Raw genomic sequence first — 19,322 nt, forward strand, 5'->3', positions numbered from 1 at the left:
GACGCGCCGCCGCACGCCGGAGCGTGACACGGGCTCTCGTGGATACCCGTGACCCCATGGCCGAGCACCGTCCCTGCACCGCGCGCAACGAGACTCCACTGCAACGCGCCGACCGCAACTTCGTGGAGCTGCTCCAGGAACTCCGCGTCACCCAGACGGGCGTGCAGATCCTCTTCGCCTTCCTGCTGTCGCTGGCCTTCACCTCGCGCTTCGAGGACCTCGACACGGTCCAGCGCGTCACCTACGTCATCACCCTGCTGCTGGCGGTCCTGGCCGCCGCGCTCTTCACCGCACCGGCCGCGCTGCACCGCTCGCTCTTCCAGCAGGGCGCCAAGCCCCGCATCGTGCAGGTCTCCTCGCGTCTGGCCACCATCGGCCTGAGCGTGCTGGTGTTCGCGTTCAGCGGTTCCGTGCTGCTGGTGGTCGACGTGACCACGGGCCGGGCCGGCGGTATCGCCGCGGGCGCCGGGACGTTCCTGGCCTGTGTCGGCCTGTGGGGGCTGCTTCCGCGGCTGGTGCGGCGGACGGGGCTGCGCGAGGAGGCGGACGGTACCGGAGAGACCGCCGACGCGGAATCGGACCAGGATGACGTCAGGAGTCCCGCACCGCTGCGGCGCACCGTCAGGCAGCCGTCGGGGCTTCGAGGGGCGGCAGCGAACCGGGAGGCGTCGGCACGGCACCGGTGACGGCCTCGCTCTCCGGCGGCTCCAAGGGCTCGGAGTGGGCGTCACAGCCGTGAGGGTGGCCCGGATGTCGGTCGCGCGGGCCGGGATGCGCGCGGAGGGCACCCGCTGGGGAGGTCTTTCGGGTCCTGCCAGGAGTGACTACGGCTCCTGCTGCACCGCGGCGGTCACCGGCTGCACGGGGAGGACCCACGGGAGTTCGATCGAGATGGTCTTGCCGCCCTCACGGGTGGGGCGGATGCGGAGTCTGCCGCCGCACTCCGCGGTCAGCCAGCGGATGATGACCAGGCCACGGCCGTTGTCCTGCTGAACGGCGGCGGGCAGGCGTCTGGGGAAGCGCGGATGGCTGTCCGTGACACCGATGCGCAGGTGCTCGTCGCGGTCGAGCTCGACGTCCACGGTGAACGTGGGCGACTGACCGAAGGTGTGCTGCACGGCGTTGGTGGCGAGCTCGGAGATGATGAGCCGGACGGTGTCGGACACTTCCGTGTCCGCCGGCAGGCCCCACTCCGCCAGCGTGCCCACCACGTACGCACGCGCTGCGGAGACCGAGGCCGGATCGCTCGGCAGAGTGACGGATGCTTCCAGATGGTCTGCCATGGCGACGTCGTCCCTTTCCCACGGGACCACAGCCCGACACGGAGCGGATGGTTCGAGTACGGTCCCGGACTGGTGCTTCGTCGCCAGAGTGCCACCAGAACACCCGCGAAGGGCGGCGATCCACCAAGATATGCATATATCTGTCGCTCAAAGCGGTGAACTCTGCGACGCGAGACCGTATTTGGGTGGCTCGGAAGGAGTAAGGAGGAGCCATGCGGCACGGTCCCGCGGTGCGCCGCCGGAAACTGGGCGCCGAACTGCGTGCGCTGCGCACCTCTGCGGGGCTCACGAGCGGTGAGGCGGCCCGGCTGGTGGGCTGGCACCAGTCCAAGGTCAGCCGGATCGAGACGGGCACGAGCGGGGTGAAACCGGCCGATGTGCGGTCACTTCTCGACGCCTACGATGTGGCGGACTCCCAACTCCGCGAACTGCTCATGGCGTTGGCTGGGTCCGACGACAGCGACGGCCGGCACCACTGGCGGCACGCCTACCGCGGGGTGCTGCCGCCGGCCTACTGGGACTTCATCAGCCTGGAGTCCCAGGCCGGCGCGATGCGCACGCTGGAGACCACGGTCGTGCCGGGCCTGCTCCAGACGCCCGAATACGCGCGTGCGGTGACGCGGGCGGCGGTGGAGGGGCTCCCGGAGGACCGGCTCGACACGCTGGTGGAAGTGCGGCTGGCCCGGCAGGACGTGCTGCGCGCCGATCCCCCGCTGAGACTCAGCGCCGTCCTGGACGAGGCGGTGCTGCGGCGGGAGGTGGGCGGGCCCGGGGTCATGGCCCGCCAGCTGGAACGGCTGGTCGAGGCGGCCCGGCTGCCCCAAGTGCGCCTCCAGGTGCTGCCGTTCGCCGCCGGGGCGCACATCGGTGTCACCGGCCCTTTCGTTATCTTCTCGTTTTCGAGCACTTCTGATCTGGATGTGGTTGTTCTCGACCACTTGACGAGTAGCCTCTACCTCGAACGGAAAGAAGACCTCCGGGCCTACACGGAGGCCTTCAACGCCCTTCAGATCCACGCCCTTTCGCCCGAGGACTCGTTGGATTTCATCGCCGGGACAGCCGCCGGCGCGTAAGGAGGCACCATGCGTGCACTGCCTCGTCACGTCCCCTCAAGCACCGAACTGCACGGCGTGCGGTGGTTGCGCAGCAGCTACAGCACCGGCGCGAACAACTGCGTCGAGACCGCGTGTCCGGACACCCCGCCCTGGGCCGGACTGCTCGCCGTACGCGACTCCAAGGCCCCGGCCGGACCCGCGCTGCTCTTCTCCCCGGAGAGCTGGGCCGCGTTCGCGTCCGGGGTGGACCGCATGTAACCGCGTTCGGTCAGACCGCCATCGTGCGACGCACGGCCGTGTCACGCCGACTCATGGCCGCGTCTCGCCGATCAGCCGTACAGCGCGTTCGATCTGCTGACCGGTCAGGTCAGCCCGGGCGGTCAGCCTGAGCCGTGAGATGCCGTCGGGCACGGAGGGAGGACGGAAGCACCCCACGGCCAGGCCCGCAGCGCGGCACCGTGCCGCCCAGTTCACGGCGTCCTCGGGAGAGGGCGCGCGCACCGAGACCACCGCGGCGTCCGGACGCACCGCTTCCAGGCCCGCGGCGGTCAGGCGTGCGTGCAGTTCGCCCGCCACCGCGCGGGCCCGCGCCGCCCGTTCCGGTTCGCGGCACAGCAACCGGAGGGCCGACAGGGCCGCTCCCGCCGCCGCGGGGGCGAGTCCCGTGTCGAAGATGAACGTCCGGGCCGCGTTGACCAGATGGTCGACGACCCGGGCGGGGCCGAGGACGGCTCCGCCCTGGCTGCCCAGCGACTTGGACAGCGTGACCGTCGCGACGACGTCGCCGGCGCCCGCGATTCCCGCCGCGTGCGGGGCGCCGCGACCTCCGTCGCCGAGGACGCCCAGACCGTGGGCGTCGTCGACGACCAGCCCGGCGCCGTGCTCCCGGCAGGCCTCGGCCAGCCCGGTGAGGGGGGCCGCGTCGCCGTCGACCGAGAAGACCGTGTCGGAGACGGCGATCGCCGTGCCCTCGTGGGTGGCCAGCGCCTTGCGCACGGCGTCCGGCTCGGCGTGCGCCACCACCTGGGTGGTGCCGCGGGCCAGCCGGCAGCCGTCGATGAGCGAGGCGTGGTTGCCCGCGTCGGAGACGATCAGGGAGCCGTGCGGGGCCAGCGCGGTGACCGCGGCGAGGTTGGCGGCATAACCGGAGGAGAAGACGAGGGCCGCCTCGAATCCGCAGAAACCGGCCAGTTCCCGCTCGAGTTCGGCGTGCAGTTCGGTGGTGCCGGTGACGAGCCGGGAGCCCGTCGAGCCGCCGCCCCAGGTCCGCGCGGCCCGGGCCGCGCCCTCGGTGATCTCGGGGTGACGGGCCAGCCCGAGGTAGTCGTTGCTCGCCAGGTCGAGGAGCGGGGATTCGGCCGGACGGGGGCGCAGAGTCCGTACGAGTCCGGCGCGGGCGCGCAGCTCCGCCTGCTCGTCGATCCAGCCGAACGCCATGGGTGGTCCTCCGGGGAATTTGTAGGCAGTGCACAGACACTAGCGGGACGACCAGCAGGTCAGTGTGTGGCAATACCCACACCTCGAAGCGACTCTCTTGTGCGAAGTCTCCTTGGCCCCGGACGCCTCCTTAGGACAGGATCGGCTTCCATGGACCTGCTGAACACGCTGGTGGACAAGGGGCTTCGGCGCGAGCTGCCGACCCGCGACGAGGCACTGGCCGTCCTCGCGACGTCCGACGACGACCTGCTCGATGTGGTGGCCGCGGCCGGAAAGGTGCGCCGGCACTGGTTCGGCCGGCGGGTGAAACTGAACTATCTGGTCAATCTCAAGTCCGGCCTGTGCCCGGAGGACTGCTCCTACTGTTCGCAGCGGCTCGGCTCGACGGCCGGGATCCTGAAGTACTCCTGGCTGAAGCCCGGCCAGGCGTCCGACGCGGCGGCGGCCGGTGTGGCCGGAGGGGCCAAGCGGGTGTGCCTGGTGGCGAGCGGGCGCGGCCCGACCGACCGGGACGTGGACCGGGTCTCCGAGACGATCAAGGCGATCAAGGACAACAACGAGGGCGTCGAGGTGTGCGCCTGTCTCGGACTGCTCTCCGAGGGCCAGGCGGAGCGGCTGCGCGAGGCCGGCGCCGACGCCTACAACCACAACCTCAACACGTCCGAGGCGACGTACGGGGAGATCACCACCACGCACACCTACGAGGACCGCGTGGACACCGTGCAGAAGGCGCACGCGGCCGGTCTGTCCGCCTGCTCCGGGCTGATCGCCGGCATGGGCGAGTCGGACGAGGACCTGGTCGACGTCGTCTTCTCGCTGCGTGAGCTGGACCCGGACTCGGTTCCGGTCAACTTCCTGATCCCGTTCGAGGGCACCCCGCTCGGCAAGGAGTGGAACCTGACCCCGCAGCGGTGCCTCAGGATCCTCGCGATGACGCGGTTCGTCTGCCCGGACGTCGAGGTGCGGATCGCGGGCGGGCGCGAGGTCCATCTGCGCACGATGCAGCCGCTCGCCCTGCACCTGGCCAACTCGATCTTCCTCGGCGACTACCTCACCAGCGAGGGCCAGGCCGGCAAGGCCGACCTGGAGATGATCGCGGACGCCGGGTTCGAGGTGGAGGGCACCGACCAGGTGACCCTGCCGGAGCACCGGGCCGCCGGCGGCTGCCACGACGGTGGCGGGGTGTGCGGTTCCGAGGGTGGCGGGGCGTGCGGATCCGAGCCCGCGCCGCAGGCCGCCGCGCAGGACGGCCCGCAGACCGGCGAGCCCCGGACCGACCTGGTCGCCGTGCGCCGCCGGGGCGCCGGGACGGACCTCGCTCCCAATGCCTGAGCCGGCCGTGGCCGAGCTGCTGGAGCTCGACCGGCGGCATGTGTGGCATCCGTACGGACCGATGCCCGGGCGGCAGGAACCGCTCGTCGTGGAATCGGCGAGCGGGGTGCGGCTGCGGCTCGCCGACGGCTCGGGAGAGCTGGTCGACGGGATGTCGTCCTGGTGGTCGGCGATCCACGGCTACAACCACCCGGTGCTCAACGAGGCCGCGCGCGAGCAGCTCGGGCGGATGAGCCACGTGATGTTCGGCGGGCTCACCCACGAGCCCGCCGTACGCCTGGCGAAGCTCCTTGTCGACATGTCGCCCGAGGGTCTGGAGCATGTGTTCCTCGCCGACTCGGGGTCGGTGTCGGTCGAGGTGGCGGTCAAGATGTGCCTGCAGTACTGGCGTTCGCTGGGCCGCCCCGGCAAGCAGCGGCTGCTGACCTGGCGCGGCGGCTACCACGGCGACACCTGGCAGCCCATGTCGGTGTGCGATCCCGAGGGCGGGATGCACGAGCTGTGGGCCGGGGTGCTCCAGCGTCAGGTGTTCGCCGGCCCGCCCCCGGCGGAGTACGACGAGGCGTACGCCGAGCAGCTGCGGTCGCTGATCGAGCGGCACGCCGGCGAACTGGCGGCGGTGATCGTCGAGCCGGTGGTGCAGGGCGCGGGCGGGATGCGCTTCCACTCCCCCGCGTACCTGCGGGTCCTGCGCGAGGCGTGCGACGCGCACGACGTGCTGCTGGTGTTCGACGAGATCGCGACCGGATTCGGCCGTACGGGCGCGATGTTCGCGGCGGAGCACGCGGCCGTGACGCCGGACGTGATGTGCGTGGGCAAGGCACTGACCGGCGGCTACCTGACGATGGCGGCGACCCTGTGCACCGCGCGGGTGGCCGACGGCATCTCGCGCGGCGAGGTGCCGGTGCTGGCGCACGGCCCGACGTTCATGGGCAATCCCCTGGCCGCGGCGGTGGCCTGCGCCTCGATCGAGCTGCTGCTCGGGCAGGACTGGCTCGCGGAGGTCAAGCGGATCGAGACGGGCCTGCGGGACGGGCTCTCGGCGGCCTCGGAGCTGCCGGGGGTGAAGGACGTGCGGGTGCTCGGCGCCATCGGGGTCGTGCAGCTGGACCACGCCGTGGACATGGAGGCGGCGACGGCGGCGGCCGTGCGCGAGGGCGTGTGGCTGCGGCCGTTCCGCGATCTGATCTACACCATGCCGCCGTACGTCACGGGCGAGGCGGACCTGGCGCGGATCGCGCGGGCCGTGTGCGCGGCGGCGCGGGAGGGATGACATGCCGGTACTGGTGATCACGGGCACGGGCACGGAGGTCGGCAAGACGGTCGTGACCGCCGCCGTCGCCGCGGCGGCGCTGGCCGCCGGCCGTTCGGTGGCCGTGCTGAAGGCCGCGCAGACGGGCGTGCGGCCCGACGAGCCCGGCGACGCCGCCGAGGTGGCGCGCATCGCTGGCCCGGTGACGACGGCGGAACTCGCCCGCTATCCCGAGCCGTTGGCCCCGGCCACGGCGGCGCGCCGGGCGGGCCGGGCCCCGGTCCATCCGCACGAGGTCGCGGAGGCCGCCGCCAAGCTGGCCACCGAGCACGATCTGGTGCTGGTCGAAGGGGCCGGCGGGCTGCTCGTCCGGTTCGACGCGGCCGGCGGCACCCTGGCCGACGCGGCCCGGCTGCTGTCGGCGCCGGTGCTGGTCGTGGCCCCGGCGGGGCTCGGCACCCTGAACATGACGGAGCTGACGGCGCGTGAACTGCGCTCCCGGGGGCTGGATCCCGCCGGGATCGTGATCGGCAGCTGGCCCGCGGCCCCGGATCTCGCCGCCCGCTGCAATCTCGCGGATCTGCCGGACGTGGCCGGAGCCCCGCTGCTGGGCTCCGTCCCGGCCGGGTCGGGGGCCCTGCCCCCTGCGGAGTTCCGGCGGGCCGCGCCGCACTGGCTGGCGCCGCGGCTGGACGGCTCCTGGGACGCGGAGGCGTTCCGGATGCGGGAGGCGCCCCGGGTGTTGTGAGAGTCCGGGCGGGCTCGCGGTGAAACCGCCACGGACGTGATCGCGTGTTGAACTACTGACGTGATCACCTCCGAAGGGACCACCTTGCGCACGAACGGATCACACCCGTCCCGCCGCACCGCCCTCGCGCTGGGCACGGCCGCCGCTCTCTCGCTGGGCGGCGGCACGGCCCACGCGTTATCCGCCACCGGCGGCGTCACCGCGCGGCTGCGCGACCTGGAGCGGGAGCACACCGCACGGCTGGGCGTGTACGCCCGCAACGTCCGCACGGGCCGGACGGTGGCGTACCGGGCCGACGAGCTCTTCCCGATGGCCTCGGTGTTCAAGACGCTCGCCGCCGCTGCCGTCCTGCGCGACCTCGACCGCGACGGCGAGTTCCTGGCCCGGCGCATCCACTACACCCAGGCCTGCGTCACGAAGTCGGGCTACTCCCCCGTCACCGAGAAGCACGTGGCGACCGGGATGACAGTGGAGGAACTGTGCGACGCCACCATCCGCTTCAGCGACAACACCGCGGGCAACCTGCTGCTCAAGGAGCTGGGCGGACCGACCGCGATCACGCGCTTCGCCCGCTCGATCGGCGACCGGACCACCCGGCTCGACCGCTGGGAGCCCGAGCTCAACTCCGCCGAGCCGTGGCGCGTGACCGACACGACGACCCCGCGCGCGATCGGCCTGACGTACGCCCGGCTCGTGCTCGGCTCCGCACTGGAGCCCGGGGACCGCGCCCGGCTCACGGACTGGCTGCTGCGCAACACCACGAGCCTGGAGAGGTTCCGCAAGGGGCTGCCGGCCGACTGGCTGCTCGCCGACAAGACGGGTGGCGGGCGGTACGGCAGCAACAACGACGTGGGCATCACCTGGCCGCCGGACGGCCCGCCGATCGTGATGTCGGTGCTGACCACGCAGCCGGAGGAGGACGCCCCGGCCGACAACCCGCTGGTGGCCGGCGCCGCCGCCCTGCTGGCGGCGGAACTCGCCTAGCGTGACCGGCCACGGCAGGTCGTCGTGGGGCCCCTGGCTGGTGGCCGGCGCCCTCGGGGTCGCCGGTCTGCTCGCCCTGCACTCGGCCGTGCCCAACGGGGCCGGGCGGCTCGGGAGCCTGCTGGAGACGTTCCTGCCGTGGCTGGGTGTGGCCGTGCCCGTGCTCGGCTGCCTCGCCCTGCTCACGCGGTCCTGGGCGGGGCTGCTCGCCTGCCTGGCGCCCGGGGCCGTGTGGCTCTGGATGTTCGGCGGGGTGTGGTTCTCCTCGCCTCCGGGCTCGTACGACCTGACCGTCGTCCAGCACAACGTGGCCGACGACAACGCCGATCCCGCCGGTACCGCCCGGGCCCTGCGCGCCACCCGCGCCGGCCTGATCGCCGTGGAGGAGCTGACGCCCGCCGCACGGCCCGCTTACCAGGGCGTCCTGGGCGCTTCCCATCCGCACCGGGCCGTCCACGGCACGGTCGGGCTCTGGTCGGCGTATCCGCTGTCGGACGTGCGGCCCGTGGACATCCGGCCGGAGGGTTTCCCGGAGGACTGGCGGCGGGCTCTGCGGGCCACGGTGTCCGCGCCCGGCGGCAGGGTCGCGGTGTACGTGGTCCATCTGCCGTCCGTACGCCTGGGCCCGACGGGGCTCGCCTCGGCGGCCCGTGACGAGAGCGCGGCCCTGCTCGGGGCCCGGATCGCCGCCGACCCGGCCGGCCGGCTGCTGGTGATGGGCGACCTCAACGGCACGGTGCAGGACCGCGGCCTCGCCCCGCTCACCTCCCGGCTGCACCCGCCGCCCACGGGGTTCGCGTTCAGCTGGCCGGCCGTCCTGCCGGTGGCGAGGATCGACCAGGTGCTGGGGCGAGGGGCCGAGGTGACGGAGGTGACGGCGCTGGAGGCGACCGCCAGCGACCACCTTCCGGTGCTGGGCCGCGTACTCCTGCGGTAGACGGCAGGGGTGCGCCGGGCCCGTCGCGGGGAGAATCCGGGTGAGGCCGGCCTCACAGGGAGGTTTTCGATGCCGCTCCGCTCCCGCAAGGTGCCCCGGGACGCCGTGCACCATCCGCTGTTCGCCCGCTGCTACGCCCGGGCCAGTGTGGCCGCCGAGACCCGGATGGGCGTGGGCAGGATCCGGGAAAGACTGCTCGACGGGCTGTCCGGGCGGGTGATCGAGGTCGGCGCGGGCAACGGGCTGAACTTCGCGCACTACCCGGGCACCGTCGCGGAGGTGGTCGCGATCGAACCGGAGCGGCGGCTGCGGCACCTGGCCGTGGAGGCCGCGCTGCGCGCCGAGGTGCCGGTGGACGTCGTGCCAGGTGCGGCCGAGGCGCTGCCGGTCAAGAGCGAGGGCTTCGACGCGGCCGTGGTGTCGCTGGTGCTGTGCAGTGTGCGGGACGTGCCCCGGGCGCTCGGGGAACTGCGGCGGGTGCTGCGGCCGGGCGGCGAGGTGCGGTTCTTCGAGCACGGCCGGGGCGGCGGCCGGGCGATGACCTTCACGCAGCACGCCTTGGACCGGACGGTGTGGCCGGTGCTGAGCGGGGGCTGCCATGTGGCACGGGAGCCGGTCCGGGCGCTGCGGGACGCCGGGTTCGAGCTCGGCCCCTACCGGCGGGTGCTCATGCCGGCCCAGGGGCCGACGCTGCCCACCTCGTACTGCGTGCTCGGCACGGCGTGGCGCCCGGTCGGCGACTGATCACAGGCTCCACTGCCGCAGTTCCTGCTCGATGTCCCGTACGGACGCCTCACCGCTCTTGACCAGCCGGGCGAGGTCGCGGACCTGCTCGGGCGAGGTGACGACCTTGACACCGCTGGCGACCAGGTACGCGTAGGCGACGGCGGAGGCGAACAGGGCGTTGGAGCGCTCCAGCGCGGGGACGTGCAGGAGGAGCTGGAGCAGCGCGGCGGCACGGGCGTGCGGGCTGTCGTAGACGGGCACGTCGAAGATGGCGGCCTGATGACGGGCGACGGCGGCGACGAGGGCTCCCCAGTCGGTGACCTGTGGGTCTCCGGGGGTCTTCTGCTCGGCGAGCATCAGCAGCCAGGCGAGGTCGATCTCGAGGTTATCCAACGGTTCAGTGGCGACCTTCGCGCGTGCCCTCACGCTCTGCGCCGAACTCCTCGGCGAAGACGGACTCGTACTGCTTCATGAAGTCGGCGGCGGCCTCCACGAAGGTGTGGCCCACCTCGCCGGTGTCCTGTCTGACCAGCTCCTCGATGTAGCGGTTGACGCTCATCCCGCGGGCCAGGGCACGCTCACGGGCGGCGCGGGCGGTGCCCTCGTCGACGCGCACGTTCAGCTGGGTCTTCGCCATACCTCGAAGCTAGCGCGCAGGTGCTAGCACCGGCAAGGGCGGTGTCCGACCCGCGGAGGATACCGAGTGTGGGCCGGATCACATTACTCTCGGGCAGGGCCAGGAGGTTCTGACGTCCACCCAGAGGAGGCGGCCTTGTCCACACCTGCTGCGGAGCACGCTCCCGGCCTCGCGCCGGCCGACGGGATCGCGGCCCGCGCCCGCGGTCTGACCAAGGCGTACGGCTCGGGCGAGACGACGGTGCTCGCGCTCGACTCGGTGGACGTGGACGTCGTCCGGGGCCGGTTCACCGCCGTGATGGGCCCGTCGGGCTCCGGGAAGTCCACGCTGATGCACTGTCTGGCCGGGCTCGACACCGTGTCGGCCGGTCAGGTGTGGCTCGGCGACACGGAGATCACGGGGCTGAGGGAGCGCGAGCTGACGCGGCTGCGCCGCGACCGGATCGGGTTCATGTTCCAGTCGTTCAACCTCATCCCGACCCTGAACGCACGGGAGAACATCACCCTGCCCATGGACATCGCGGGCCGGAAGGCCGACGAGGCGTGGCTGGACCGGGTGATCGACACCCTGGGCCTGCGGGACCGGCTCGGGCACCGGCCGTCGCAGCTCTCCGGCGGGCAGCAGCAGCGCGTGGCCTGCGCCCGGGCGCTGGCCTCCCGGCCCGAGCTGATCTTCGCGGACGAGCCGACCGGCAACCTCGACTCGCGGGCCGGCCTGGAGGTGCTCGGCTTCCTGCGCGAGGCGGTGGACCGGCTCGGGCAGACCGTCGTCATGGTCACCCACGACCCGGGCGCCGCCGCCCACTCGGACCTGGTGCTCTTCCTCGGGGACGGCCGGATCGTCGACGAGATGCGGCGCCCCACGGCGGAGGCGGTGCTGGAGCGGATGAAGAGGTTCGACGTGATCCGCACCCGCTACGACGACGCCGGCGCCCCGGCGTCACCCGAGGAGAACTGAGCCCGTGCTCAAGGCGACCCTGCGGAGCTTCCTGGCGCACAAGGGGCGGCTGCTGCTCTCGGCGCTCGCCGTCCTGCTGTCCGTCGCGTTCGTCACGGGGAGCCTGATCTTCTCGGACACCGTCAGCCGCACGTTCGACCGCCTGTTCGCCTCCACCGCGGCCGATGTCACGGTCAGCCCGAAGGAGGACCTGGACGAGGCGGTGCCCTCTGGCCGGACGGCCACCCTGCCGGCCGCGCTCGCCGAACGCGTACGGCAGGTCGACGGGGTGGCGGCGGCCCGTGCCGATGTGGAGGTGCACGGCCTCACCGTCGTCGACGACGAGAACGAGCCGGTCGGCCCGACCACCGGGGCGCCGACGCTCGGCAACGCCTGGAACCCGAACGAGCGCAGCCCCGTGCAGCTGACCTCGGGCCATGCCCCGCGCGGTCCCGCCGAGGCGCTGCTCGACGCCGAGACCGCCGGCCGCAAGAACGTGCGCATCGGCGACACCCTCACGGTCATCGCGCCTCCCGGGTCGTTCCAGGTGCGGGTGGTCGGCATCGTCACCTTCACGACCACGAACCCCGGCTCGGCGCTGATCTACTTCGACACGCCCACCGCGCAGACGAAGCTGCTGGGCCGGCCGGGGACGGCCACCGCCATCGCGGTCGACGCGGCGGAGGGCGTCAGCGACGACCGGCTCAAACAGCGTGTGGCCGGCGCACTCGGCCCGCACACCTACGACTTCAGGACGGCCGGCGAGCAGGCCGAGTCCGACGTCGAGCAACTGGGCGGGTTCCTCGACGTCATCAAGTACGTGATGCTCGGATTCGCCGGGATCGCCGTGCTGGTCGGCGTGTTCCTGATCGTCAACACCTTCTCCATGCTCATCGCCCAGCGCACCCGCGAACTGGGCCTGCTGCGCGCGCTGGGTGCCGACCGGCGCCAGGTCCGGAACTCGGTGCTCACCGAGGCCCTGCTGCTCGGACTGGTCGGCTCCACGCTGGGGCTCGCCGCGGGCATCGGGCTCGCGGCCGGTCTGATCGGGCTGATGGGCCTTCTCGGCATGAACATCGACGCCGACGAGATGGAGATCGGCTGGGTGACACCGGTGGCGGCCTACGTCGTCGGGCTCGGCGTCACCTTCGTCGCCGCGTACCTCCCGGCCCGGCGGGCCGCGGGCGTGTCGCCGATGGCCGCGCTCTCGGACGCCGAGGTCGCCGGGGTGGGCCGGCCGCTGCGGGTGCGCGCGGTGGCGGGCGCCGTCGTCGGGGCGGCCGGTGCGGCGGCGCTCGCGGGCTGCGCGGCGTCGCGGCAGACGTCGTCGGCGGCGTCCCTGCTGGGACTCGGCGTGGTGCTGACCCTGATCGCGACCGTGATCGCCGGGCCACTGCTGGTGCGCCCGGTGATCCGGGTGCTCGGCGGCGCGTTCCCCGCGGTGTTCGGGCCGATCGGCCGGATGAGCCAGCGCAACGCCCTGCGCAATCCCCGCCGGACCGGCGCCACCGCGGCCGCCCTGATGGTGGGGATCGCCCTGGTGGGCGGGATGTCGGTGGCGAGCGAGTCGATGACCGCGTCGTTCGACCGGCAGATCGACAAGACGCTGGGCGCCGACTTCGTGATCCAGAACTCCAACTTCCAGCCGTTCCCGCCGGAGGTCACCGAGAAGGTGCGCGCCACCGACGGCGTGGGCCTGGTGGTGCGCGGGCGGTTCACGCCGGTCGCGGTGCGGCTCCCGGACGGCGACCGGGTGGAGACCACCGCCGCGGGCTACGATCCGCGGCTCGACGAGGTCGCCAACATCACCTACGCGCAAGGGGACTCCGCGGCCGCGCTCGCGAGCGGGCACCTGGCCATGGACCGGGACTTCGCCCGCGACCACGGCGTGCGGGTCGGCAGCACCCTTCCGGTGCGGTTCCCGGCAGGACGCTCGGCCGAGCTGACGGTCGGGGCGCTCACCGACCAGGACTCCGCCGAGGGGTTCGGCACCCAGGGCGGGCTGTTCTTCGGCATGGGCACCCTGGAGCGGTACGCGCCGGGCGGGCAGGACTCCGCGCTGTACGTGAACGCCGCCCCCGGGACCGGCGACGGCGAGCTCCGCGCGAACCTGGAGGAGACCCTGGAGCCGTACCCGCAGGTGCAGGTGCGGGACCTGGCCGACTACAAACAGCTGGTCCGGGACCAGATCGCGGTCCTGCTGTACCTCGTGTACGCGCTGCTCGGGCTGGCGATCATCATCGCCGTGCTCGGCGTGGTCAACACCCTCGCGCTGTCGGTCGTCGAACGCACCCGGGAGATCGGCCTGTTGCGGGCGATCGGGCTGGCCCGGCGGCAGCTGCGGCGGATGATCCGGCTGGAGTCCGTCGTCATCGCGGTGTTCGGCGCGGTCCTGGGGCTGGTGCTGGGGCTGGTGTGGGGGGTGTGCACGCAGCAGGTGCTGGCACTCCAGGGCATGACCGCCCTGGCGGTCCCGTGGCTGACGATCGTGCTCGTGGTGGTCGGTTCGGCGGTGGTGGGGGTCGTGGCGGCGCTGCTGCCGGCGTTGCGTGCGTCCCGCATGAACGTCCTGGCGGCCATCGCGCACGAGTGACGTCCGCATGGTGAAACGGTCTGACGCGGGCGGGTGCGAGTGCTGTGATCATGCGATGACCGACTTGCACATCCGGGCCGCGACGCCCGAGGACCTCGACGCGGTGCTGGCCTTCTGGAAGGTGGCCGCCGAGGGCACGAGCATCAGTGACGACCGCGGTGGTGTGGAGCGGCTCGTCGCCCGTGACCCCGAGGCGCTGATCCTGGCCGACCGCGAGGGCGAACTGGCGGGCACGGTCATCGCCGGGTTCGACGGCTGGCGCTGCCATCTGTACCGGCTGGCCGTGCACCCGGACCACCGCCGCCAGGGCGTCGCGACCGCGCTGCTCGCCGCCGCCGAGGAGCGGTTCGTACGGCTCGGCGGGCGCCGCGCGGACGCGATGGTGCTCACGCGCAACGAGACCGCGCACCGGACGTGGGGTGCCGCCGGATACGGGGCAGAGGAGCAGTGGCGACGCTGGGTGAAGCCGCTCACCGGGTAGGCACGGCCGCGAGGCCGTGATCGCAACCGGAGGCGGACTTTGCCCATCCTTTACTCTTGAATGGCCACTCGGTCCTGCATGAAAGGTTGTGAGCCTCCGCCCATGGGCGAGCCTCCCCGCGCGCGACACCGCGCGTTCCGCCCCGTCCTGGAGAACCATGGAACGGGGGTGAACCGATGACCGAAGTGCTCCTCCTCCTGGCGGCGATCGCGCTCTCGCTCGCCTGCGGCGCCTTCGTGGCGGCCGAGTTCTCCCTCACCACGGTCGAGCGCGCCGAGCTGGAGCGGGCCGTCGAGCGCGGCGAGCGCGGCGCGCAGGGCGCACTGAAGGCCGTACGGAGTCTGACGTTCCAGCTCTCCGGGGCGCAGCTCGGCATCACCGTCACGAACCTGGTGGTCGGCATGCTCGCCGAGCCGTCGATCGCCGCCATGATCGCCGGGCCGCTGGAGGACCTCGGCGTCTCGCGCTCGGCGTCGCACAGCATCGCGCTGGTGATCGGCACCGCCTTGTCCACGGTGTTCCTGATGGTCGTCGGCGAGCTGGTGCCCAAGAACTGGGCGATCTCCTCGCCGCTGACCGTCGCCAAGACCCTGGGCAACGCACAGCGCTGGTTCAGTGCCGCGTTCCGGCCCTTCATCACGCACCTGAACAACACGGCGAACCGGGTCGTGCGGCGGATCGGTGTCGAGCCCGCCGAGGAACTCGCCTCGGCGCGCGGGCCGCAGGAGCTGGCCGCCCTCGCCCGGCACTCCGCCAAGGAGGGCGCCCTGGAGGCGGACACCGCCGAGTTGTTCGTGCGCACGCTCAACCTCGCCGACCTGACCGCGGAGAACGTGATGACGCCCCGGGTGCAGGTCGTCGCGCTGGAGGTGCAGGCCACCCTGGAGGACGTCGCGAACGCGACCCGGGCGACCGGCCTGTCCCGGTTCCCGGTCTACCGCGGGACCCTCGACTCGGTCGTCGGAACGGCTCACGTCAAGGACGTGCTGGCGGTGCCGGCCGAGCGCCGGACCCGGATCTACGTGTCCGAGCTGATGCGCGAGCCGCTGCTGGTCCCAGAGACGCTCACCGTCGACCGGCTCCTGGACCGGCTCTCCGGCAAGCGCACGATGGCCGTCGTGATCGACGAGTACGGCGGCACGGCGGGCGTGGCCACGCTGGAGGACATCGTCGAGGAGGTCGTCGGCGACGTGCGTGACGAGCACGACCCGCACGAGACCCCGGACCTGGCCGCGGCCGGCACGGACGAGAGCGGGCACGCCCTGTTCTCGGCCGACGGCTCCGCGCGCGTGGACCACCTGGAACGCGTCGGGCTGCGCGCGCCGGAGGGTCCCTACGAGACGCTCGCCGGGCTGGTGGCGACGGTGCTCGGGCGGATACCGGCCGCCGGTGACACCCTCGAAGTCGCCGGCTGGCACCTGGAGGTCCTGGACGCCACGGGGCGCCGGGCCGCCCGCGTCCGGCTGCGCGCACCGCTCGACGACCGGAAGCGCGACGAGAAGGGGGTGGAGCTGTGACCGCCGTCCAGCTGCTGATCGGACTGGCGACGCTCGTCGTCAACGCCTTCTTCGTCGGCGCCGAGTTCGCGCTGATCTCGGTGCGCCGCAGCCAGATCGAGCCCTACGCCGACCAGGGCGACCGGCGTGCGAAGAGCGTGCTGTGGGGCCTGGAGCACGTGTCCGCGCTGATGGCGGCCGCGCAGCTCGGCATCACGCTGTGCACGCTGGTGCTGGGCGTGGTGGCCGAGCCGGCGATCGCCCATCTGCTGGAGCCTGCGTTCCACGCGGTGGGCGTTCCCGAGGGCGCGGGCCACGCGGTGTCCTTCGTGATCGCGCTGTCCCTCGCGACGTATCTGCACATGCTGCTCGGCGAGATGGTGCCGAAGAACATCGCGCTCGCCGAGCCGGTGCGCAGCGCGCTGGCGCTCGGACCGCCCCTGGTGGCGCTGTCCCGGGCGCTGCGCCCGGTGATCTTCACGGTGAACGCGTTCGCCAACGCGCTGCTGAAGCTGCTGCGCGTTCAGGCCCGGGAGGAGGTGGCCGCCTCCTACTCGGACGCGGAGATAGCGCAGATCGTGAAGGACTCCAGCGAGGCGGGCCTGATCGACGACCGCGCCCAGGAGCGGCTGCGCGACGCGCTGGAGCTGGGCCGCCGTCCGGTGCGGGACGTGGTGCTGCCGCTGGAGCGCGTGGAGTACGCGAGCGTGGGCGTCACTCCGGAGGAACTGGAGCGGCTGTCGGCCGAGTCCGGGTTCTCCCGCTTCCCGGTGGTGGACCAGGGGCGGCGGATCGTCGGCTACCTGCATGTGAAGGACGCCCTGGACGCCGCCGGACGGGACACGCCGTTCCGGCTGCGGGACATGCGCCCCATCGCCCGGGTGCGGGAGCACACCCCGCTGGACGACGTCCTCACGGCGATGCGGGGCAGCCGTACGCACGTGGCGGCCGTCCTCGGGGCGGACGGGCGGCTGGCCGGGCTGGTGACCATGGAGGACGTGCTGCGGGAGCTGTTCGGTCAGCGGGCGTGAGAACGGGTTCCGCGGGACCGACCGACTGATGGGTATGTGCACGGGATACCATTTCCGTCGCCATGCAGACGAACCCCACCTACAGCAGCCTGGTCGCGGTCGGCGACTCCTTCACCGAGGGCATGTCGGACCTGATGCCCGACGGCACCTACCGGGGCTGGGCGGACCTGCTCGCCGCCCGGATGGCGGCCCGTGCGCCCGGCTTCCGGTACGCCAACCTCGCCGTGCGCGGCAAACTGATCCAGCAGATCGTCGACGAGCAGGTCGACCTCGCGGCGGCCATGGGAGCCGACGTGATCACCCTGGTCGGCGGCCTCAACGACACACTGCGGCCCAAGTGCGACATGGGCCGGGTGCGCGGGCTCCTGGAGGAGGCCGTGGAGAAGCTGGCCCCGGCGTGCCGGCAGCTCGTGCTGATGCGCAGTCCGGGCCGGCAGGGCCCCGTCCTGGAGCGCTTCCGGCCACGCATGGAGGAGCTGTTCACCTGCGTCGACGAGCTGGCCGCCCGGCACGGCGCGATCGTCGTCGACCTGTACGGCGCGCCGTCCCTGAGCGACCCGCGGATGTGGGACGTGGACCGGCTGCACCTGACGGCCGAGGGACACCGCCGGGTCGCCGAGGCGGTCTGGCAGACACTGGGCTACGACCCCGAGGACGCCGACTGGCGCACGCCGATGCCGGCGACGCTGCCGCCGGGCTGGGTCATGCGGCGCGTGGCGGACGCCCGCTTCGCCCGGCAGCACCTGCTGCCCTGGATAGGCCGCCGCCTGACGGGCCGCTCCTCGGGCGACGGCATGCCGCCGAAGCGGCCGGAGCTGGCGCCGTACGAAGACCTGGCGTAGCCGCAGGTGGACGCGTCCGCGCCGGCGTCGTAGGTTCCGACAAACACACCCGCGGCGCTGGCCTGCACGAATCGCCAGTAGAATCCGGTCACGTGACTTCCGCTCCCGCCAAGCCCCGTATCCCGAACGTCCTCGCCGGACGCTACGCCTCCGCCGAGCTCGCCACGCTCTGGTCGCCCGAGCAGAAGGTGAAGCTGGAGCGGCAGCTCTGGCTCGCCGTGCTGCGGGCCCAGAAGGACCTCGGGATCGAGGTGCCGGAGGCGGCGCTGGCCGATTACGAGCGCGTTCTCGACACCGTCGACCTGGCCTCCATCGCCGAGCGCGAGAAGGTCACCCGGCACGACGTGAAGGCGCGCATCGAGGAGTTCAACGACCTCGCCGGGCACGAGCACGTGCACAAGGGGATGACCTCCCGCGACCTCACCGAGAACGTCGAGCAGCTGCAGATCCGCCTCTCGCTGGAGCTGATGCGCGACCGCACGGTCGCCGTCCTGGCCCGGCTCGGCAAGCTCGCCGGTGAGTACGGAGAGCTGGTCATGGCCGGCCGCTCGCACAACGTCGCCGCGCAGGCCACCACCCTCGGCAAGCGCTTCGCCACCGCCACCGACGAGCTGCTCGTCGCCCACGGCCGCATCGAGGAGCTGCTGGGCCGCTACCCGCTGCGCGGCATCAAGGGCCCGGTCGGCACCGCGCAGGACATGCTGGACCTGCTGGGCGGGGACGCCGCGAAGCTCGCGGACCTGGAGCAGCGGATCGCCGGGCACCTCGGCTTCTCGCAGGCGTTCACCTCGGTCGGCCAGGTCTACCCGCGCTCGCTGGACTACGAGGTCGTCACCGCGCTGGTGCAGCTGGCGGCGGCCCCGTCGTCACTGGCGAAGACGATCCGGCTGATGGCCGGGCACGAGCTGGTCACCGAGGGCTTCAAGCCCGGCCAGGTCGGCTCCTCGGCGATGCCGCACAAGATGAACACCCGCTCCTGCGAGCGCGTCAACGGCCTGATGGTGATCCTGCGCGGCTACGCCTCGATGACCGGCGAGCTGGCGGGCGACCAGTGGAACGAGGGCGACGTGTCCTGCTCGGTGGTGCGCCGGGTCGCGCTGCCGGACGCGTTCTTCGCGCTGGACGGACTGCTGGAGACGTTCCTGACGGTGCTCGACGAGTTCGGCGCGTTCCCTGCGGTCGTGGCCCGCGAGCTGGACCGCTACCTGCCGTTCCTCGCCACCACGAAGGTGCTGATGGGCGCCGTGCGCGCGGGCGTGGGCCGGGAGCTCGCGCACGAGGCGATCAAGGAGAACGCCGTCGCCTCCGCGCTCGCCATGCGCGAGCAGGGCGCCGAGCGCAACGAACTGCTCGACAAGCTGGCCGCCGACGCGCGTATCCCGCTGGACCGTGACCAGCTGGACGCGCTGATGGCCGACAAGCTGTCCTTCACCGGTGCCGCGGGCGACCAGGTCGCCACCGTCGTGGCCCGGGTCGAGGAGATCGTCAAGCAGAACCCCCAGGCCGCGGGCTACACGCCCGGGGCGATCCTCTGACGCGCCGGTCACGCAGC

General features: G+C 72.6%; 20 protein-coding genes. 16 read left to right on the top strand and 4 right to left on the bottom strand.

Features of this window, described 5'->3' with window-relative positions:
* The first annotated feature begins 56 nt into the window (after window positions 1-56).
* Window positions 57-686 carry a DUF6328 family protein gene (locus tag HNR57_RS24200; protein ID WP_184562767.1) on the top strand — a complete coding sequence of 210 codons (630 nt, stop codon included), beginning with the start codon at window positions 57-59 and terminating at the stop codon, window positions 684-686.
* A gap of 138 nt (window positions 687-824) precedes the next feature.
* Here HNR57_RS24200 and HNR57_RS24205 read toward each other — a convergent pair whose 3' ends face one another.
* Window positions 825-1,283 (bottom strand): ATP-binding protein, encoded by a 459-nt coding sequence (locus tag HNR57_RS24205; RefSeq protein WP_184562769.1) that lies wholly within the window; start codon window positions 1,281-1,283, stop codon window positions 825-827.
* Window positions 1,284-1,495: 212 nt separating this feature from the next.
* On the opposite strand from HNR57_RS24205, the gene HNR57_RS24210 reads away from it, so the two are divergent.
* Window positions 1,496-2,356 carry a helix-turn-helix domain-containing protein gene (locus tag HNR57_RS24210; RefSeq protein WP_184562771.1) on the top strand — a complete coding sequence of 287 codons (861 nt, stop codon included), beginning with the start codon at window positions 1,496-1,498 and terminating at the stop codon, window positions 2,354-2,356.
* Between the two features lie 9 nt (window positions 2,357-2,365).
* Entirely contained in the window at window positions 2,366-2,596 is a 231-nt protein-coding gene (locus HNR57_RS24215) for a DUF397 domain-containing protein (RefSeq protein ID WP_184562773.1), read from the top strand.
* A 51-nt stretch (window positions 2,597-2,647) separates the two neighbouring features.
* Here HNR57_RS24215 and HNR57_RS24220 read toward each other — a convergent pair whose 3' ends face one another.
* Complete coding sequence (locus tag HNR57_RS24220) at window positions 2,648-3,775, bottom strand: 8-amino-7-oxononanoate synthase (RefSeq protein ID WP_184562774.1); 1,128 nt, start codon at window positions 3,773-3,775, stop codon at window positions 2,648-2,650.
* A 150-nt stretch (window positions 3,776-3,925) separates the two neighbouring features.
* Here HNR57_RS24220 and bioB point away from each other — a divergent pair, with 150 nt between their 5' ends.
* The 6 genes from bioB to HNR57_RS24250 all read left to right on the top strand — a co-directional run bounded on the left by bioB (window position 3,926) and on the right by HNR57_RS24250 (window position 9,772).
* Window positions 3,926-5,107, top strand: coding sequence for a biotin synthase BioB (gene bioB, locus HNR57_RS24225; RefSeq protein WP_184562776.1), 1,182 nt, complete (start codon window positions 3,926-3,928; stop codon window positions 5,105-5,107).
* Window positions 5,100-6,380 carry an adenosylmethionine--8-amino-7-oxononanoate transaminase gene (locus HNR57_RS24230; protein WP_184562778.1) on the top strand — a complete coding sequence of 427 codons (1,281 nt, stop codon included), beginning with the start codon at window positions 5,100-5,102 and terminating at the stop codon, window positions 6,378-6,380. The genes bioB and HNR57_RS24230 overlap by 8 nt, the downstream gene beginning before the upstream one ends.
* Before the next feature lies 1 nt (window position 6,381).
* A complete protein-coding gene (bioD, locus tag HNR57_RS24235; protein ID WP_184562779.1) occupies window positions 6,382-7,107 on the top strand; it encodes a dethiobiotin synthase in 726 nt (241 codons plus the stop codon).
* A 60-nt stretch (window positions 7,108-7,167) separates the two neighbouring features.
* The gene (bla, locus tag HNR57_RS24240) at window positions 7,168-8,091 is read left to right on the top strand and encodes a class A beta-lactamase (protein ID WP_184562781.1); all 924 of its coding nucleotides are present in this window, start codon (window positions 7,168-7,170) and stop codon (window positions 8,089-8,091) included.
* A gap of 1 nt (window position 8,092) precedes the next feature.
* Complete coding sequence (locus HNR57_RS24245) at window positions 8,093-9,028, top strand: endonuclease/exonuclease/phosphatase family protein (RefSeq protein ID WP_313674575.1); 936 nt, start codon at window positions 8,093-8,095, stop codon at window positions 9,026-9,028.
* 69 nt (window positions 9,029-9,097) lie between these two features.
* Window positions 9,098-9,772, top strand: a complete 675-nt coding sequence (locus tag HNR57_RS24250; RefSeq protein WP_184562783.1) for a class I SAM-dependent methyltransferase — start codon at window positions 9,098-9,100, stop codon at window positions 9,770-9,772.
* On the opposite strand, the gene HNR57_RS24255 is transcribed toward HNR57_RS24250, so the two are convergent.
* Both HNR57_RS24255 and HNR57_RS24260 read right to left on the bottom strand, forming a co-directional pair.
* Window positions 9,773-10,147 carry a fic family toxin-antitoxin system, toxin component gene (locus HNR57_RS24255; RefSeq protein ID WP_184562785.1) on the bottom strand — a complete coding sequence of 125 codons (375 nt, stop codon included), beginning with the start codon at window positions 10,145-10,147 and terminating at the stop codon, window positions 9,773-9,775. It lies immediately after the preceding gene.
* Between the two features lie 4 nt (window positions 10,148-10,151).
* Window positions 10,152-10,391 (bottom strand): hypothetical protein, encoded by a 240-nt coding sequence (locus HNR57_RS24260; protein ID WP_030041501.1) that lies wholly within the window; start codon window positions 10,389-10,391, stop codon window positions 10,152-10,154.
* 135 nt (window positions 10,392-10,526) lie between these two features.
* On the opposite strand from HNR57_RS24260, the gene HNR57_RS24265 reads away from it, so the two are divergent.
* From HNR57_RS24265 to purB, 7 genes are all read left to right on the top strand, one after another.
* On the top strand, window positions 10,527-11,348 hold the full coding sequence (locus HNR57_RS24265) for an ABC transporter ATP-binding protein (protein WP_184562787.1): 822 nt from the start codon (window positions 10,527-10,529) through the stop codon (window positions 11,346-11,348).
* A gap of 4 nt (window positions 11,349-11,352) precedes the next feature.
* Entirely contained in the window at window positions 11,353-13,920 is a 2,568-nt protein-coding gene (locus tag HNR57_RS24270; protein ID WP_184562789.1) for an ABC transporter permease, read from the top strand.
* Window positions 13,921-13,975: 55 nt separating this feature from the next.
* Window positions 13,976-14,401: a GNAT family N-acetyltransferase gene (locus tag HNR57_RS24275; RefSeq protein WP_184562791.1), complete on the top strand. Its 426-nt coding sequence runs from the start codon at window positions 13,976-13,978 to the stop codon at window positions 14,399-14,401.
* Window positions 14,402-14,577: 176 nt separating this feature from the next.
* The gene (locus HNR57_RS24280) at window positions 14,578-15,918 is read left to right on the top strand and encodes a hemolysin family protein (RefSeq protein ID WP_184562793.1); all 1,341 of its coding nucleotides are present in this window, start codon (window positions 14,578-14,580) and stop codon (window positions 15,916-15,918) included.
* Window positions 15,915-16,928, top strand: coding sequence for a hemolysin family protein (locus HNR57_RS24285; RefSeq protein WP_184562795.1), 1,014 nt, complete (start codon window positions 15,915-15,917; stop codon window positions 16,926-16,928). The genes HNR57_RS24280 and HNR57_RS24285 overlap by 4 nt, the downstream gene beginning before the upstream one ends.
* 62 nt (window positions 16,929-16,990) lie before the next feature.
* Window positions 16,991-17,770, top strand: a complete 780-nt coding sequence (locus tag HNR57_RS24290) for an SGNH/GDSL hydrolase family protein (RefSeq protein WP_184562797.1) — start codon at window positions 16,991-16,993, stop codon at window positions 17,768-17,770.
* Window positions 17,771-17,862: 92 nt separating this feature from the next.
* Window positions 17,863-19,305 (top strand): adenylosuccinate lyase, encoded by a 1,443-nt coding sequence (gene purB, locus HNR57_RS24295; protein WP_184562799.1) that lies wholly within the window; start codon window positions 17,863-17,865, stop codon window positions 19,303-19,305.
* Window positions 19,306-19,322 lie beyond the last annotated feature (17 nt).

The organism is Streptomyces paradoxus (genome assembly GCF_014202475.1).
Taxonomy (GTDB): Bacteria; Actinomycetota; Actinomycetes; order Streptomycetales; family Streptomycetaceae; genus Streptomyces; species Streptomyces paradoxus.